The 15,607-nt window shown below is 64.8% G+C and carries 13 protein-coding genes and 1 pseudogene; 5 read left to right on the forward strand and 9 right to left on the reverse strand.

Going from position 1 to position 15,607, the window contains the following annotated elements:
- Window positions 1-12 precede the first annotated feature (12 nt).
- From BJG92_RS14295 to BJG92_RS14320, 7 genes and pseudogenes are all read right to left on the reverse strand, one after another.
- A complete protein-coding gene (locus BJG92_RS14295; protein ID WP_232084665.1) occupies window positions 13-2,517 on the reverse strand; it encodes an ATP-dependent Clp protease ATP-binding subunit in 2,505 nt (834 codons plus the stop codon).
- A 434-nt stretch (window positions 2,518-2,951) separates the two neighbouring features.
- Entirely contained in the window at window positions 2,952-3,341 is a 390-nt protein-coding gene (locus tag BJG92_RS14300; protein WP_232084666.1) for an STAS/SEC14 domain-containing protein, read from the reverse strand.
- 14 nt (window positions 3,342-3,355) lie between these two features.
- Entirely contained in the window at window positions 3,356-4,639 is a 1,284-nt protein-coding gene (locus tag BJG92_RS14305) for an MFS transporter (RefSeq protein ID WP_232084742.1), read from the reverse strand.
- Window positions 4,640-4,764: 125 nt separating this feature from the next.
- Complete coding sequence (locus BJG92_RS18420) at window positions 4,765-5,109, reverse strand: cytochrome P450 (RefSeq protein ID WP_269462031.1); 345 nt, start codon at window positions 5,107-5,109, stop codon at window positions 4,765-4,767.
- A gap of 119 nt (window positions 5,110-5,228) precedes the next feature.
- Window positions 5,229-6,020, reverse strand: a pseudogene (locus BJG92_RS18425) (cytochrome P450); the annotation flags it as partial.
- Window positions 6,021-6,132: 112 nt separating this feature from the next.
- Window positions 6,133-6,624, reverse strand: coding sequence for an NUDIX domain-containing protein (locus BJG92_RS14315; RefSeq protein ID WP_232084667.1), 492 nt, complete (start codon window positions 6,622-6,624; stop codon window positions 6,133-6,135).
- Between the two features lie 72 nt (window positions 6,625-6,696).
- Entirely contained in the window at window positions 6,697-7,563 is an 867-nt protein-coding gene (locus tag BJG92_RS14320) for an MIP/aquaporin family protein (RefSeq protein WP_232084668.1), read from the reverse strand.
- A gap of 235 nt (window positions 7,564-7,798) precedes the next feature.
- Between BJG92_RS14320 and BJG92_RS14325 the strand changes: the two genes are divergently transcribed.
- Both BJG92_RS14325 and BJG92_RS14330 read left to right on the forward strand, forming a co-directional pair.
- Window positions 7,799-8,569 carry a potassium channel family protein gene (locus BJG92_RS14325; protein WP_232084669.1) on the forward strand — a complete coding sequence of 257 codons (771 nt, stop codon included), beginning with the start codon at window positions 7,799-7,801 and terminating at the stop codon, window positions 8,567-8,569.
- 335 nt (window positions 8,570-8,904) lie between these two features.
- On the forward strand, window positions 8,905-10,341 hold the full coding sequence (locus tag BJG92_RS14330; RefSeq protein WP_232084670.1) for a DUF2252 domain-containing protein: 1,437 nt from the start codon (window positions 8,905-8,907) through the stop codon (window positions 10,339-10,341).
- Between the two features lie 49 nt (window positions 10,342-10,390).
- On the opposite strand, the gene BJG92_RS14335 is transcribed toward BJG92_RS14330, so the two are convergent.
- Window positions 10,391-11,854 carry a YdiU family protein gene (locus BJG92_RS14335; protein WP_232084671.1) on the reverse strand — a complete coding sequence of 488 codons (1,464 nt, stop codon included), beginning with the start codon at window positions 11,852-11,854 and terminating at the stop codon, window positions 10,391-10,393.
- A 192-nt stretch (window positions 11,855-12,046) separates the two neighbouring features.
- Window positions 12,047-12,976, reverse strand: a complete 930-nt coding sequence (locus BJG92_RS14340; protein WP_232084672.1) for a 5'-3' exonuclease — start codon at window positions 12,974-12,976, stop codon at window positions 12,047-12,049.
- Window positions 12,977-13,060: 84 nt separating this feature from the next.
- Here BJG92_RS14340 and BJG92_RS14345 point away from each other — a divergent pair, with 84 nt between their 5' ends.
- The 3 genes from BJG92_RS14345 to BJG92_RS14355 all read left to right on the forward strand — a co-directional run bounded on the left by BJG92_RS14345 (window position 13,061) and on the right by BJG92_RS14355 (window position 15,598).
- A complete protein-coding gene (locus BJG92_RS14345; protein ID WP_232084673.1) occupies window positions 13,061-13,897 on the forward strand; it encodes an alpha/beta hydrolase family protein in 837 nt (278 codons plus the stop codon).
- A 77-nt stretch (window positions 13,898-13,974) separates the two neighbouring features.
- The gene (locus BJG92_RS14350) at window positions 13,975-15,249 is read left to right on the forward strand and encodes an MFS transporter (RefSeq protein ID WP_232084674.1); all 1,275 of its coding nucleotides are present in this window, start codon (window positions 13,975-13,977) and stop codon (window positions 15,247-15,249) included.
- A complete protein-coding gene (locus BJG92_RS14355) occupies window positions 15,221-15,598 on the forward strand; it encodes a helix-turn-helix transcriptional regulator (RefSeq protein ID WP_232084675.1) in 378 nt (125 codons plus the stop codon). The genes BJG92_RS14350 and BJG92_RS14355 overlap by 29 nt, the downstream gene beginning before the upstream one ends.
- Window positions 15,599-15,607: the final 9 nt, after the last annotated feature.

Below are 15,607 nucleotides of genomic sequence, written 5' to 3' on the forward strand. Positions count from 1 at the left end.
CCTGCCCGGGAGTCACCACCCGCGGCGAGTGATTCCCGCAGGCACATCGGGGATGCGCGGTTTGGCGTTGCCGGCGAACGTGAACTTGGCGTCGTCGCCTTCGCCTTCCACATCCACCACCACGATGTCGCCGGAGTGGAGCTCGCCGAACAGGATCTTCTCGGAGAGCTGGTCCTCGATCTCGCGCTGGATGGTCCGGCGCAGCGGCCGGGCGCCCATCGCGGGGTCGTAGCCGCGCGTGGCCAGGAGCACCTTGGCCGCGGGCGTGAGTTCGATGCCCATGTCCTTGTCCTTGAGGCGCTTCTCCAGCCGGCCGACGAACATGTCCACGATCTCGATGATCTCGTCCTGGGTCAGCTGCGGGAAGACCACCACATCGTCAACACGGTTCAGGAACTCGGGGCGGAAGTGCTGCTTGAGCTCCTCCGTGACCCGGGCACGCATCCGGTTGTAGCCGGTCTGGGTGTCCGTGCCGGACTGGAAGCCGGTGGCGACGCTCTTGGAGATGTCCCGGGTGCCAAGGTTCGTGGTCATGATAATCACGGTGTTCTTGAAGTCCACCACCCGGCCCTGGGAGTCGGTCAGGCGGCCGTCTTCCAGGATCTGCAGGAGCGAGTTGAACAGGTCCGGGTGGGCCTTTTCCACCTCGTCGAACAGGACCACGGAGAACGGGCGGCGGCGGACCTTTTCGGTCAGCTGCCCGCCCTCCTCGTAGCCCACATAGCCCGGAGGGGCACCGAAAAGGCGCGAGACCGTGTGCTTCTCCGAGTATTCGGACATATCCAGGGTGATCAGGGCATCCTCTTCACCGAACAGGAACTCGGCAAGGGCCTTGGCCAGTTCGGTCTTGCCGACGCCCGTGGGGCCGGCGAAGATGAACGAACCGCCCGGACGCTTCGGGTCCTTCAGGCCTGCACGGGTCCGGCGGATCGCCTGGGACAGGGCCTTGATGGCCTCGTTCTGGCCCACCACCCGCTTGTGCAGTTCATCCTCCATCTTCAGCAGCCGCGAGGACTCCTCCTCGGTCAGCTTGAAGACCGGGATGCCCGTGGAATTCGCCAGGACCTCGGCGATCAGGTCCTCATCCACCTGTGAACATCGGTCCAGAACGCCTGCACCCCAGAAGCGCGCCTGCTCCTTACGCAGTACAACAAGGCTCTGCTCCGTGTCGCGCAAAGCAGCGGCCTCCCGATAGTTGCCGGCGTCGATCGCGGCGTCTTTGGCTTTCCGGACGGCGATGATTCTGCTGGTCAGGGCCCTGAGCTCCGGCGGCGCCGTCATCCGGCGGATGCGCAGGCGTGCGCCGGCCTCGTCGATCAGGTCGATCGCCTTGTCCGGGAGGAAGCGGTCCGAGATGTACCGGTCTGCGAGGGTCACGGAGGCGACGAGGGCGCCGTCGGTGATGGTGACGCGGTGGGGCGCCTCGTACCGGTCCCGCAGGCCCTTGAGGATCTCGATCGCGTGCGCAACCGAGGGCTCCTTGACCTGGATGGGCTGGAAACGCCGTTCCAGCGCGGCATCCTTCTCGATGTGCTTGCGGTACTCATCCAGCGTGGTGGCACCGATGGTCTGCAGCTCCCCGCGCGCCAGCATGGGCTTCAGGATCGAGGCCGCATCGATGGCACCCTCCGCGGCACCGGCACCCACAAGCGTGTGGATCTCATCGATGAACAAGATGATGTCCCCGCGGGTACGGATCTCCTTGAGGACCTTCTTCAGCCGCTCCTCGAAGTCACCGCGGTACCGGGAGCCGGCCACCAGGGACCCGAGGTCCAAGGTGTACAGCTGCTTGTCCTTGATGGTCTCCGGGACATCGCCCCGGACAATCGCCTGGGCCAGGCCCTCCACGACGGCGGTCTTGCCGACGCCGGGCTCGCCGATCAGCACCGGGTTGTTCTTGGTGCGCCGGGACAGGACCTGCATAACGCGTTCCATCTCGGATTCCCGCCCGATGACCGGGTCCAGGGTGCACTCTGCAGCGGCCTGGGTCAGGTTCCGGCCGAACTGATCCAACACGGGCGACATGGCGGCCGTCCACGCCCGTGAACCGGCACTGGCGCCCGGGCCTGTCGTGTTCCTGCCCGGGCTGTGGATGAGCCGGAGAACCTGGCGGCGCAGCCTGGCAGGTTCCGCGCCAAGGGAGGCCAGCACCTGGGTGGCCACACCTTCACCCTCGCGGATGATCCCGAGCAGCAGATGCTCCGTTCCGATGTAGTTGTGTCCCAGGTCCGCGGCTTCCCGCGGCGCCAGTTCCAGCACTTTCTTGGCCCGTGCAGTGAAGGGGATGCGCCCCGACGGTGCAGGCTGGCTGTGGCGCGTGAGCTCATCCACCTGCCACCGTGCGCTGCGGAGTGAGACGCCCAAACACTCAAGGGACCTGGCAGCCACGCCTTCATTCTCCCGGATCAGGCCCAACAGAAAGTGTTCGGTGCCAATATGCTGATGGCTCAGCAGCCATGCCTCTCCCTGGGCCAGCACCACGGCCTGCCGCGCACCGTCGGTAAATCGCTCAAACATTTCCCAACACTCCCCGCTGCAGCCTCCCAGCTGCTACGAAGTCTCATCCGGCCGAGGGCGGGACTCTAGATCCGCGACGATGTCGACGGGGAGCCGGCATCGCCGGTGCCGTTCCCGCTCACCAGGGCCGGTGCGGCATGGGGCCACGCAATGCTGGGCGTGGACTGGTGACCACTTAAGCAAGTCGGACATGGCGGTACTCCCGTGGATCATGGAAGTGGATCATGGAAAAGGGCCGGGAACAAGGTTGATACGTCCAGTAGAAGCCTTTTGGGCGCGGCAGTGCAGGGGCGAAGGCCCATCCGGAGCTCACAACCGCGCCGGTTACCGCCAGTGGCTTGCCGCTTACGCCTTCGACGCCGACTTCATCAATGGGCTGCCGTACGCCTCGATCACTGCGCTGTGCCGTACGCGGCGTGTGCTCCGCTTTGCCTCTAGGGCGACGGCGCGTCGATCGGCGTTGCGGTGACAGTCCTCAGCCAGGCCAGGGCGTCGTCCCGCGACGTGAAGAACCGGTGCGGGTAGCGCGTGTACCGGCTCATGGCGGCGGCTAAGACACGATCCACAGCACTGGATCCCAGCACGGCGATGGCGGAAACGCCCGTCGTCTGGGCGAATGCGTGCCGGGCGGCGGCGCTTATCTCTACGTCCGTCATTTCGGACAGCATTGGCATCGGAGTGCCGCCGCCGATGCGTTCCGCGGCCAGGATGGCATCCCGGGCGTCGTCGACGTCGACAAAAGATCCGGGGCGCCACGTTGACTGAATGATGCCCGCGATGACTTCCAGCGAGTTCTTGCCCTGAGCGGCTGTGATAATCCTCAAATGACTGGGGCCCTTCATGTTGCGCTGGGGCGCCGACCTTCCGCGTTGGCCGTCCCTGCCGAAGCGTTCGCCTGATCGGCCTTGGGCCGCTGCAGACGACTCGCCAAGAGGAACGGCACCGCGATCAACTCTATAACGCCGGCGATGGCCAGCGAGGCAGCGTAGCCGTACACGTCGGCCGCCCGGCCGAGCAACGGCTGCACCACCACTCCGCCGCTCGACCCCATAAGTGAGTCGAAGCTCAGCACGGTGGCCCGCTGCTTTGAGGCGATCATGTCGTTGAGGTACGCCTGCCGCACCGGGGTGCCAGCCGCTGAGACCAGAGCCCAGAGTGCCAACAGCGCCAAGGCCACCCAGAACACTTGGACAAACCCCAGCAAGACCAGGATCAGTGTGCTCACGATGCTGCTCAAAATCAACACCGTCGTGCGTCTGCGAACGAGGCGCCGGATGCGGGGCGCCATCCACCCGCCAAGTACCTGCGCTCCGGCCACGATTGCTGCCGCCAGACCCGCCACCGAGTACGCGTGAGGGTCACCGAAGAGACCAAGCAGGTAGGGCTGCAGGGCGTAGAACACGTAGATCCCGACGCCCGCGCTGAACGGTGCGGCGAGCATTACGTAACGCACGGGTGGATTCTTCAATCCGTTCTCGATCGACGCTGACAGCACGGCGCGGGTGGCCTGAAGAGGGCGGGATGAGCGTTCGGGAGTGAAACCGACATCGTGCATGAGCGAAAAGGCGACGGCGAACATGACCAACAGCACGCCCACGCGCATCAGGAACGGCACACCCAGGTTGGTGGCCTGCGCGATCACGCCGCCGGCCACAGAGCCGACGAGCATCGCTATGCCCGACACCATCTGTCCACGCCCGAGCACCGTCTCCAGCGCGCCCCGATACCCCGCGAAGTGCAAGGCGTCGACGAGCCACGCCTCGACTGCGCCCGAGAAGAAGGTGAAGCCCAGACCGAGCGAGACCGACACCAGCGCCCAGGCCCAGAACGGAGCGGAGACCTGCCAGAGCAGGTAGTAGACATAGGTCGCTACGGCCAGGGTCACAGTGCCGAGCAGGAAAGAGACTCGGCGTCCCCAGCCATCGGCAATCACTCCCGTGGGAACCTCGAACAGCACCATGCCGGCAGTAAAGAAGGCGTTTGCGGCGAAGGCTTCGAGGTTGCTGAGTCCCGCATCCAACAGGAAGAGGGTGTTGATCCCCCAGATGAACGAGGCGGCAAGGGTGTTGCCCAGCGTCAACGTGAGAAAGATGCGTTGAATCTTTAGGGCGGCGGCATTCATCTCGTCGCCGTCACCGCCAGGGCGAAGGGTCACCACGAGGCTATTCTCGTCTCCTTCGCCTGCGCACGCCAGAGCAGATGGCTAGTACCGCGGATCACCGCACCGCCGAAGCCGTGCGTTCAGCCTCAGGCGGGCTGCCAGACGACGGGAAGCTTCTTCAGACCGTAAATGATGGTACTGTCCATCCGTTCCAAATGCGTACGCGGTGCCAGCGCCAGCCCGGGCAGGCGGTCGATGACGGTCTGCAGTGCAATCCGGGCTTCCAACCGGGCGAGCGGTGCCCCGAGACAGAAGTGGATGCCCTGGCCAAAGGCCAGGTGGCGGTTGGGGGTTCGCCCGACGTCGAAAACGTCCGGATGCAGAAAATGCTTCTCGTCCCGGTTCGCTGACCCGATCCAGGCGACGAGGGGCGAACCGGCGGGGATTTGGTGCTCGCCGACCGATGTATCGGCGGCCGCGACGCGATACATCGATTGGACCGGGAGAGGTAGCGCAGCACTTCTTCGACGGCCTCCGGCAGCAGGGACGGCTCGGCGGCGAGCCGCGGAATCGTGCCGGGGTCTTCGCTGAAACACAGCACGGCGTTGCCGATCAGGTTTGTGGTTGTTTCGTTGCCCGCCACAAGCAACAGGCTGCAGAACCCGAGCAACTCGACGACGCTGAGGTGTTCGCCCTCGATCTGCGCCGCCAAGAGCCTGCTGATCAAATCGTTGCCCGGGCGGCGCCTGCGTTCCTCGATCATCCCCAGGAAATAGTCTGCCATTTCATGGTTTGCGTCATCATGGTGGTGCTCATCCGTTTCCGGTCGGGTTTGGCTGACTATTGCATCAGACCACTTTTTGAATCGATCCCGGTCCCCCGCCGGGATGCCCATGAGTTCCGCGATGACGATCACGGGCAACGGATATGCCACGTCCTTTATGAGGTCCATCGCACCAGCGGAGATCGCCGGGGCCAGCAGCTCATTCGTTATGTCGAAGATCCGCGGGGCCAGCGCCTCCACTGCCCGGGGCGTGAATGCCTGCGTCACCAGGGAGCGTAACTGGCGGTGCCGGGGCGGGTCCGTATTGATCAGGCTGGCAGCGAAGAGCTGGCCCGTCTCGGAGGGATTCTCGCCGCCCATCCGGGACGAAAACGTGACGTGCTCTGAAAGGACCCGCTGCACGTCGTCGTAGCGGAAAACATGCCACACCCCGGACTGCGGATCCCTGAAGACAGGCTGGCTTTTCCTCATCTTTTCGTATCCGGGAAAAGGATCCAGCGGCTGTTCACTGGCGGAAACACCGATCATGGCTGGTCCTCCTGATAATTCCGGCGCCTGTTCGTCCTGATGACGGAACAACCGTCGGGTGGCCCGGGCCGCGCAGAAAGTTGGGCTCATGGCTTCGGCATCAGCAGCACAAGTTTATTACCCAAAGACAGCTTTCGGTCCCCCTGGACCCAAAAAAGCCGTGGGAACCCTGTACCCGCGCGTCGGCAGCCAGAGGACGGACCTAGATTCTTCCCCCGCGGTCACCGGCGTTCCGGAGATGCCGGATGAGCGCGTCCAGGATCGGCAGTTGACCCCGTACCAGCTTGAGGCGGGCCTCGGGTTCCCCGATCCATTGCGCGCCGTCGACTTCGGGGTAATTTCGGACGGCGCCGGATCCCTTCGGCCATTCCAGGGCAAAGGTGTTGCTCACGATTCGTTCGGGATCAAAGCCCGATTCGGCGGCGAAGGCCGTGATCACCTTGCCCGAGGGTTGCCGAAAGTCCCCCAGCTGGATGTAATCGACCCGAGGGGCCGGAGTGCCCATTTCCTCTGCGAACTCGCACTTCGCTGCCGCCAGCGGGTCCTCGTCCGCAGCGTATTCGCCCTTGGGAATTGACCAGGCATGGGCATCCTTGCGGGCCCAAAAAGGTCCTCCCATATGGGCTAGCCAAACCTGCACGTCTGAAGAACTGCCGTGCCGGTACAGCAGAATACCTGCGCTCCGAACTGTCATCGCCACCCCCACCTGAAGGGCTGGGAATCCGGCCGGCGAACTGCCGCGGTCCCGGCACGGTCCAGCCGACTGCTAAGCCCGCTCTTCCTTGGGAGCCTCGGTGAAGAGGTCTCCCTGCGCGGCACCGGAACCGGACTTCCCTCCGCCGGCGCCCCGCAAGATGAATGCGACACCGACGGCGGCGACCGCGCCGGCCAATGGCCCGGCGACATAAACCCAGTAGTCGCTGAAATTGGCACCGACGAGATCGGGCCCGAACGTTCGCGCCGGATTCATCGATGTGCCGGAGATCGGGCTGCCCCACAGGCCTGCCAAGGCGATGTATCCGCCAACCGCAAAAGCCCCGAGCAACCCGATATTTTGAGCCCCTGAGGCCGTTCCAAGAATTACGCTGACCAGCGCAAGCGTCAGCAGCGCCTCCATCCAGAACGCGGCACCCGCCGAATAGCCAGCCGCCGGATAGTTCGAACCGTAGGTGGCGGAGACGCCGATTACGGCCTGCAGCAACAGGCAAGCCAGCGTCGCGCCAGCGAGCTGAACCACAACGTACGCCGGCACCCGGCGCCACGGGAAGTCGCCCCGGAGTGCGAAGGCAATGCTGACTGCGGGATTCAGGTGCGCACCCGAGACCTTGCCCATGAACAGGATGATCCCCATCACCATCAAACCCGGGCCCACTACGGCCGCCGTGCGGCTAATGACGCCGGGGAAAGCCTGACTCATCATGCCACCCCCGGCCGCGACAACGACGAGCAGGAACGTGCCATACAACTCCGAGAAGAGGCGCCGCCATTCCTGGCGCGGATCATTGAAATCCTCGATGCGCTGCAGGAGGTTCTGCTCCACAACTCCCAGTTCGCTGGCTAAGTTGTTTGCGTGCGCACGGTCCTCGCGCGCACTTTTGCGTCCGGTTCCTTCGTCGCCCTGATGTTCCGCCATGGCTTGCCTCCGCCGATACTGGCATCCTCACCTGCCGTGCCCAGCACGGTCCGGCACGTCAGAGCCTCAATGTACCGCCGCCTTAGCCACTTGTCATCACTGCGTGTCGACCTTGCGGTTGATGGCCCGTCCGCTGGCAGGCGCCCGTCACTGGCGACGAATTCTTCCGTCGCTCGAAGTTCGGGTCGGACAATTTCTAGGGACAACCTGGGGAACAAAGTCCTACGATTCAGCCATGACGCTTCAGACGTGGCAAAAGCATTCCGAAGGGCCCCTCATCGGTGCGGCCTTCGTATTCCTGGCGGCCTACTCCATCCTGGTCATTGTCGAACCGGCCGCACCATACTCCACGGCTCTGACAATTGCCATCTGGTCCACGTGGGCTGCCTTCGGAGTCGATTACCTCGTGAAACTGTCCCTGTCCCCCCAGCGGGGCCGATGGTTCCTCCGCCATCCGATGGACTTGCTCATGGTGGTGCTGCCGGTAGCCCGGCCGTTGCGGCTCCTGCGTCCCTTCACGCTGCGCAAGGTGATGGACCGCGCCCCTGGCACCGCGATTAGGGCCCGCGTCATGGCCTACGTCATTGCATCCGCCCTCCTTCTCATCTACACCGTTGCCTTGAGTGTCCTCAGTTTCGAAAAGGGCGCTCCGAACGCGAATATCACCTCGATGGGTGACTCTTTGTGGTGGGCGATTGTCACCCTCACAACAATCGGCTACGGCGACTTTTACCCCGTAACCGTTCCTGGCCGCTGGGCCGCGACAGCACTCATGATCGGCGGATTTGCCGTCTTGAGCATGGTCACGGCGGCCGTGGCCTCCTGGCTGGTTGAGAGCGTGAGCGCCGCAACCGGTGAGCGGACGAAAGAATCCGGAACCTACAGTACCGAGGAGCTTGCCCAGCTCACGGAGCTGATCGAGAGACTCCATGACCGCCTAGCCGTGGGCCAAGACCGAACGGATGGTGGCGACGACGAAGGCAGACCACGTAGGGACTCGGATTAAGCGAGACTCGGATTAAGCGAATCGTCGGCCCAAGGGTCAACTTCCCGGCCGTCACCACAGCCGCCTGCAGTGCGTTGACTCGTGGCCGCTTCGGGGCCACAATCGCAGTATTAATGCGAAGGAGAAGTTGGACACTTCGGGCAAGGTGATAGCCGACGTTGCCCGGCAATTCCCTAATATTCCCGAATATTCCACGCAGGACCGGCCGTGAGATTTTCCGTACCAGCCATTTCGATTTGAGCACGAACGTCAGGCGCAGTTACGCGCTCAGGAGGGACTGATCCGGGCACCGGTGCCCGTGCCGGTCCGCGGATGTAAAGGGGAGGTCGCCGATCATGGCCGAGACCAAAATCAAGCACCGGAGCGTCGAAGAGCGAGCTGCGAAGGGCAAGGGCTACCGGGACAAGACACCCGTCTCTAGCCACTCGGGCTGGGTTCCCGCACCCGACCGCGCGGATCCGGTCGCGCTCCTCGAGGAACAAAACCTCACCCGGGAGACGGACCTGGTACCCGTTCGCCACGGACGGATGCTCGCCTCACCGTTTACTTTCTACCGGGGTGCGGCCAAAATCATGGCGGCCGACCTGAAGGACACGCCGCGGGCCGGCCTGACCACCCAGCTGTGCGGGGACGCGCATCTGTCCAACTTCGGCGTCTTCGCTTCACCCGAGCGGACATTGTTGTTCGACCTGAATGACTTCGATGAGACGCTCCCGGGCCCCTTCGAGTACGACGTCAAACGCATGGCGGCCAGCTTTACCATCGCAGCGAGGAATAACGCCTTCACCGAGGAGGAGACTCGAGACGTAACCCTCACCGCGGTTCGAACCTACCGGGAAGCAATGGCCCAGTTCGCGCAAATGGGCACTCTGGACATCTGGTATGCCCGGCTGTCCGAGGAACAGCTGCTGCAAGCCGTTGGATTGGCCGTAACAAGCCAAAAGGGCAAAGCCCTCAAGAAGTCAGCCCAGCGCATGGAAAAAGCCGCGCGACACAACGTCGAGAAGGCCCACACCCGCGACAGCCTGCAGGCACTCTCCAAGCTCGCCGAGCTCGTGGACGGGAAGTACCGGATCGTCAGCCAGCCGCCGATCGTCATTCCGGCCCGCGAGCTGGGGGAATCATTCGGCATGTCTGCCGATGAGCTTCAGCGCGTGCTTCGCAGGCAGCTCCGTTCGTACCGGGCCACGCTTCAGGACGACCGACGCCACCTGCTTGAGCGCTTCGAAATCATCGACGTCGCCCGCAAGGTGGTGGGCGTCGGCAGCGTCGGCACGCGGGCGTTCATCGCCTTGCTCCAGGGACGAGATCAGCAGGATCCGTTGTTCCTGCAGGTGAAGGAAGCCACCAGATCGGTACTTGAGGACCACTTGCCGAAGAGTCGCTTCAAGCAGCCGGGCGAGCGCGTGGTGCAGGGGCAGCGGATGATGCAGGCCGCGAGTGACATTTTCCTGGGGTGGACCAAGGGCGCGCAGGAGAACCGGTACCTGTATTGGCGCCAACTGCGCGATATGAAGGGTTCAGCCATTGTCGAGGGGATGAAACCACTTGGCCTGAACTTCTACGCCGACGCCTGCGGCTGGACACTGGCACGTGCGCATGCCCGGTCAGGCGACCCGATCGCGATCGCCGCTTACCTCGGCAAGAGCGACAAATTCGAGCGGTCTATCACCGACTTCTCCGAGCGCTATGCGGATCAGAACGAACAGGACTACCAGGCCTTCGCCGAGGCCGTTCGTTCCGGCCGCCTGGACGCGGTCGAAGGCGTCTAGGCATGACGGCCGGTGGGCCGCGTTCTGGCTCGAACAGGGAGCCGGAGGCTTAGGTTCCGCAGAAGGTCCTGTAGGTGCCGAAGTCTTCCGGCGCGGCGCACGCGTAGCGCTCCAGCCCCGAGCGCTCGTTGAAGGGGTCGGTCACCGCGCTCAGGAGCCGTTCGAGCGGATACAAATCGCCACCTGAAGCGGAGGCGAGGGCTTCCTCTACCAGGTGGTTGCGGGGGATGTAGGCAGGGTTGACCCGGTCCATCACCTCCGCATCGGGGCCCAAGGCGCTCCAGCGCTGCGCCCATGCATCAAACGCAACCGGGTCCATGAACATGCTCCGCACAGGTTCAGCATGGCCGCGGGCAGCCGAGCCAAGGCTCCGGAAGAAGGACGTATGGTCGATCCGCCCGACTTTCAGGAGGGTGGGCAGTTCAACCAGCAGCGGCGCGGCCACTTCGTCGTCGACGTCGTTGCGCAGCCCGAGTTTGGTCTTCATGCCGGCCGCCCAGGCGGCGCTGTACTGCCCGCGGAACGCGGCGAGGAACTCCTCGGCGAGGGCTACCGCCTGCTCCTGGTCGTCGTGGAAAAGAGGCAGGAGAGCCTCTGCGAGCCGCGTGAGGTTCCACTCCGCCATGACCGGCTGGTTGCCGTAGGCGTAGCGTCCCGCCTCGTCAATGGAGCTGTAGACCGCAGCCGGGTCGAAAGCGTCCATGAATGCGCACGGCCCGTAGTCAATGGTCTCGCCGGAAATTGTCATATTGTCGGTGTTCATGACCCCGTGCACGAATCCCACGAGCATCCATTGAGCCACCAGCGAAGCCTGCGCGGCGATCACCGCCTGGAACAGCGCAACGTAGGGGTGCTCGGCCGACGCGGCGCCACTGTAGTGACGGCTGATCGCATGGTCGGCGAGGCTGCGCAGGAGATCGACGTCGCCCGTGGTCCGGGCATACTGGAAGCTGCCCACGCGCAGGTGGCTGCCCGCGACCCGGGTCAGGACGGCTCCGGGCTGCAGTGATTCGCGGCGCACCGAACGACCCGTCGCAATGACGGCAAGGGATCGTGTCGTGGGGATGCCCATGGCGTGCATGGCCTCACTCACGATGTATTCCCGCAGCATGGGACCAACCACGGCCAGGCCGTCGCCACCGCGGGCGAACGGTGTCCGCCCGGAACCCTTGAGGTGGACATCGCGAAGGTGGCCGGCGGCGTCGACGATCTCACCGAGCAGCAGTGCGCGCCCGTCACCCAGGCGGGGCGCGAAAGAGCCGAACTGGTGGCCGGCATACGCCTGCGCCACAGGCGTGGCACCGTTCGGGACAAGATTACCGACGAGCAGAAGCAGCCCGTCTGAACCCCGCAAGTAGGAGGGATCGAGGCCCAGCTCGGCCGCCAACGGCTCGTTGAGGACCAGCAACCGCGGATCGGGAGCCTGCTCCGCTTGCCACGGAACGGCCAGTTCCGCGAAGTCGCGGGCGAAGTGACCCTCGAGGGTGACGGTTGATCGGGCTGCGGGAGTCATTCTTCAAGATTATCCTGTGGCACCGGTACAAGCGCCGGAGAGGTGCTGCGTGGCGGCCGGGGTCAGGGATGCTATCAGGTCTTTTATGCGGGCCCTGATCTCATTTTCAAAGGGTGGTTCCTGACTTGCGGAATGGCTTTGGTAGCGCGTCAGCCATCCCTACGGCTGGAGCCGAGCGCACTTGCACTGATGTCAGATTGCCGCGCCGAGGGCGTGCACTGCGCGCTCGAGCGGGCCACCGAGTCCCCACTTTTCGGAGAGTGCGGCCAGGTCTTCGAGACGCTCTGCATCGAGTGGACGGATGCGCAGGTCCATCACGGGAAGCTCAAGGTCGCGCGCTACCTTCACCACGTGGGGCGCCACCTCGAGATAGGCCGATGAGCCGGTAATCTTCGTCCGCACCGCGGCTGACAGCGCTGCCGCGGGATCCCGGGCAGCCTCGATGATTCCCGTGAGATCCCCGAACTGAGCCAGCAGAGCCGCCGCCGTCTTTTCCCCCACGCCCGGAACGCCGGGGATCCCGTCGGACGGATCTCCGCGCAGGACGGCGAAGTCCTGGTACCGGTTCGGGGCTACGCCGTACTTCGACACCACGACGGCGTCGGTGACGAGCTCAAGCCTGCCCATCCCGCGGGCCGTGTAGATCACGCGTACCGAAGACCCGTCGTCGACAAGCTGGAACAGGTCGCGGTCACCGGTGACAATGTCCACCGGAGTCCGCGCCCGCGTCGCCAGGGTGCCGATCACGTCGTCGGCCTCGTGGTCCTCCGCGCCTATGACCGCTATGCCCAAGGCGCCAAGCACTTCCCGGATGATCGGTACCTGGGCCACGAGCAGTTCAGGCGTCTGCTCCACATCGTTGCCGCCGGGAACCACCTCCGCGAGACGGTGCGCCTTGTAGCCGGGCAGCAGCGCAACCCGCCAATGCGGGCGCCAGTTGTCATCCCAGCAGGCCACCAGTTCGCTCGGCGCGAAGTCATGGACCAGCCGTGCGAGCATGTCCAGCAGCCCCCGAACGGCATTGACGGGGGAACCATCCGGCGCTCGCAAGGTATCGGGCAGCCCGTAGAAGGCGCGGAAGTACAGCGAAGCGGTATCCAGGAGCATCAGTCGTCCGGTCACACCACCGATCATGGCACGATCGTCACGGGAGAATGCGCAGTGGCGTCATGCCGGGCCGGCGCCTCCCGGCCTATGATCGGGGCTATGCGAACGCCCGGAATACCCCGACGGACCCTCCTGGGGCTCGGAGCGGGCGCCTTCGCAGCGGCGTCACTCGGGGCGTGCGCCGGCCGGACCCCGGCCGGGGAGCCCCCGTCAATGACCATGGAGACCGGCAGCTTCGCGTCACGGTTCAGCCCGCAGGAACCCACGGGTTGGACAACAATGGTGCCCGGACCCACCGGCGGCGGCACGTCCGGTCCCCTCCCCGTGGCCCTCTTCCTGCATGGAGCGCACGCGGATCACAGCATGGTCTTCGAGGACCTGCACGCGGCAGATGTCCTGGCCCAGCATGTCGCCCGCGGAGGGACGCCCTTCGCAATCGCTGCAGTCGACGGCGGCGACTCCTGGTGGCACCCCCGCGCGTCGGGCACCGACACGCAGTCCATGGTGGTGGAAGAATTCCTCCCCTTGCTGGCCAGCCAGGGCCTCGACACCGGCAGGCTCGCCTTGTTCGGCCTGTCCATGGGCGGATTCGGCGCCCTGCTCCTCGCGTCACAGCATCGACTCCCGGAGCTGCGCGCCGTCGCCGCGATGAGCCCCGCCCTCTGGAGCCAGTACGACGCCGGCCGGTCCGATACGTTCGACAGCGCAGCGGACTTTGCGGCCAACGACGTCTTCGCCCTGCGGCCGGAGCTGGAGTCACTGCCGAAGAGAATTGACTGCGGCACGGCGGACAACCTGCTCTTCATCGTGAAGGACTATGTGAAGGACTTGCCGGGTGAACACAAGGGCGGATTCCAGGACGGCGGCCACGACAGCGGCTACTGGCGCTCCATCCTCCCGGATGTCTTCTCGTTCCTTGGCACGCACCTGGCCTGATACGCGAGCCCCGCAGCCGTCGCCCGCGCTAGAATGAGTGCACAGACACGCACATATGCACCTGGAGGGCGGCCTTGATGCTGACGGTTTTGAAGAACGTGACCTACCGGCGGCTTTTTGCCGCTCAGATCGTGGCCCTGATCGGCACCGGGCTGCTCACGGTCGCCCTGGGACTGCTGGCCTACGATCTGGCCGGACAAAACGCCGGTGCGGTGCTGGGTACGGCGCTGACGATCAAGATGCTGGCCTACGTTGGGCTGGCCCCGGTGATCAATGCCCTGGCGGCACGGTGGCCGAAAAAGAGGGTGCTGATCGGCGCGGACCTCATCCGAGCAGCGATGGCGCTGTGCCTTCCGTTCGTCACGGAACCATGGCAAATTTTCGTGGTGATCTTCCTTCTCCAGTCCGCCTCAGCGACGTTCACCCCGGCCTTTCAGTCGTTGATTCCGACCATTCTGGAAGACGAGCGGGACTACACCCGTGCGCTGTCGCTGTCGCGGTTGGCCTACGACATGGAGGCGCTGGTGAGCCCGGCAATCGCCGCGGTACTGCTGGCAGTGGTCAGCTACAACAATCTCTTCGTCGGCACCATTGCCGGGTTCCTGTTCTCGGCCGTCATGGTTGCCGTTACCGTCCTGCCCAAGGTCACCGCGCCCGAGATGCCGCAGACCTCGCTGTGGCACAGGACCACATGGGGAGCGCGGATCTTCTGGCGCAACCGGCGGTTGCGCTCCCTGCTGGCCCTGAACCTCGTCGTCGCGGCGCCGACAGCCCTTGTTTTGGTGAATACCGTGGTCTACGTGCGGGACGTCCTGCACCGCCCCGATACGGATCTTGCGCTGGCCCTGGCGTGTTTCGGCGTCGGGTCGATGCTCGTCGCTTTATCCGCGCCCCGGCTTCTGGACCGGTTCGGGGACCGGGCGGTGATGCTGACCGGCGCCGCCCTGATCCCGACGGTCCTGGCCGGCACCACGGCTACGACCGTCTTCGGCGTCCCCGGTGAAGAGTGGTGGCTGCTGCTGGGCTTGTGGTTCCTGCTGGGCGCCGCGAACTCGACCATCCTCACGCCCTCATCTCGGCTGCTGCGTGACGCCTCCACTGAGGAGACCAGGCCCTACGTCTTCACCGCGCAGTTCTCGCTCTCCCACGCCTGCTACCTCGCGACCTATCCACTTGCTGGCTGGGTCGGCGCCGTCGCGGGACTTGGCTGGGCCGCACTGGCCCTGACAGTTCTTGCGATGATAGGAAGTGCTGCTGCCTTCTTGTCTTGGCCGCGGCACATAGCCGCGGCTTCGGCGGAACCCACGCTTGAGGAGGAGACCGTTGAACAGCCAGTCGGGAAGCTCGCCTAGGAACGCTCCGGACGGGTCGTCCCTTGTCCATCCCGTCACCCCGGGGCCGGAACTTCTCGAAACAGCCGCGGGTACCCTGCGCATGCTCGCCGAACCCACACGCCTGCATCTCCTGTGGCTGCTTTCAAACGGGCCGGAAACTGTCACCGAACTCACCGCCGCATCCGGTGCGGCCCGGACCGTCGTCAGCCAGCACCTTGCCAAGCTCCGCCTTAGCGGCCTCGTGGACACACGAAAGGACGGTCGGCACGTCATCTACTCCCTCCACGACGGGCACCTGGTCCGGCTCATCCGCGAAACCATCAACCACGCCGACCACCGGATCACCGGCGAGCCGGCCCACGACTGATGCCGGTGG

Source organism: Arthrobacter sp. SO5 (genome assembly GCF_020532805.1).
Taxonomy (GTDB): domain Bacteria; phylum Actinomycetota; class Actinomycetes; order Actinomycetales; family Micrococcaceae; genus Arthrobacter.

What these genes read in the sequence shown, in the direction of transcription:
- BJG92_RS14325 (WP_232084669.1), top strand. Translation starts at nt 7,799, where the DNA reads ATGACGCTTCAGACGTGGCAAAAGCATTCCGAAGGGCCCCTCATCGGT.
- BJG92_RS14295 (WP_232084665.1), bottom strand. Translation starts at nt 2,517, where the DNA reads ATGTTTGAGCGATTTACCGACGGTGCGCGGCAGGCCGTGGTGCTGGCC.
- BJG92_RS14320 (WP_232084668.1), bottom strand. Translation starts at nt 7,563, where the DNA reads ATGGCGGAACATCAGGGCGACGAAGGAACCGGACGCAAAAGTGCGCGC.
- BJG92_RS14315 (WP_232084667.1), bottom strand. Translation starts at nt 6,624, where the DNA reads ATGACAGTTCGGAGCGCAGGTATTCTGCTGTACCGGCACGGCAGTTCT.
- BJG92_RS14350 (WP_232084674.1), top strand. Translation starts at nt 13,975, where the DNA reads ATGCTGACGGTTTTGAAGAACGTGACCTACCGGCGGCTTTTTGCCGCT.
- BJG92_RS18420 (WP_269462031.1), bottom strand. Translation starts at nt 5,109, where the DNA reads ATGTATCGCGTCGCGGCCGCCGATACATCGGTCGGCGAGCACCAAATC.
- BJG92_RS14330 (WP_232084670.1), top strand. Translation starts at nt 8,905, where the DNA reads ATGGCCGAGACCAAAATCAAGCACCGGAGCGTCGAAGAGCGAGCTGCG.
- BJG92_RS14305 (WP_232084742.1), bottom strand. Translation starts at nt 4,639, where the DNA reads ATGAATGCCGCCGCCCTAAAGATTCAACGCATCTTTCTCACGTTGACG.
- BJG92_RS14345 (WP_232084673.1), top strand. Translation starts at nt 13,061, where the DNA reads ATGCGAACGCCCGGAATACCCCGACGGACCCTCCTGGGGCTCGGAGCG.
- BJG92_RS14335 (WP_232084671.1), bottom strand. Translation starts at nt 11,854, where the DNA reads ATGACTCCCGCAGCCCGATCAACCGTCACCCTCGAGGGTCACTTCGCC.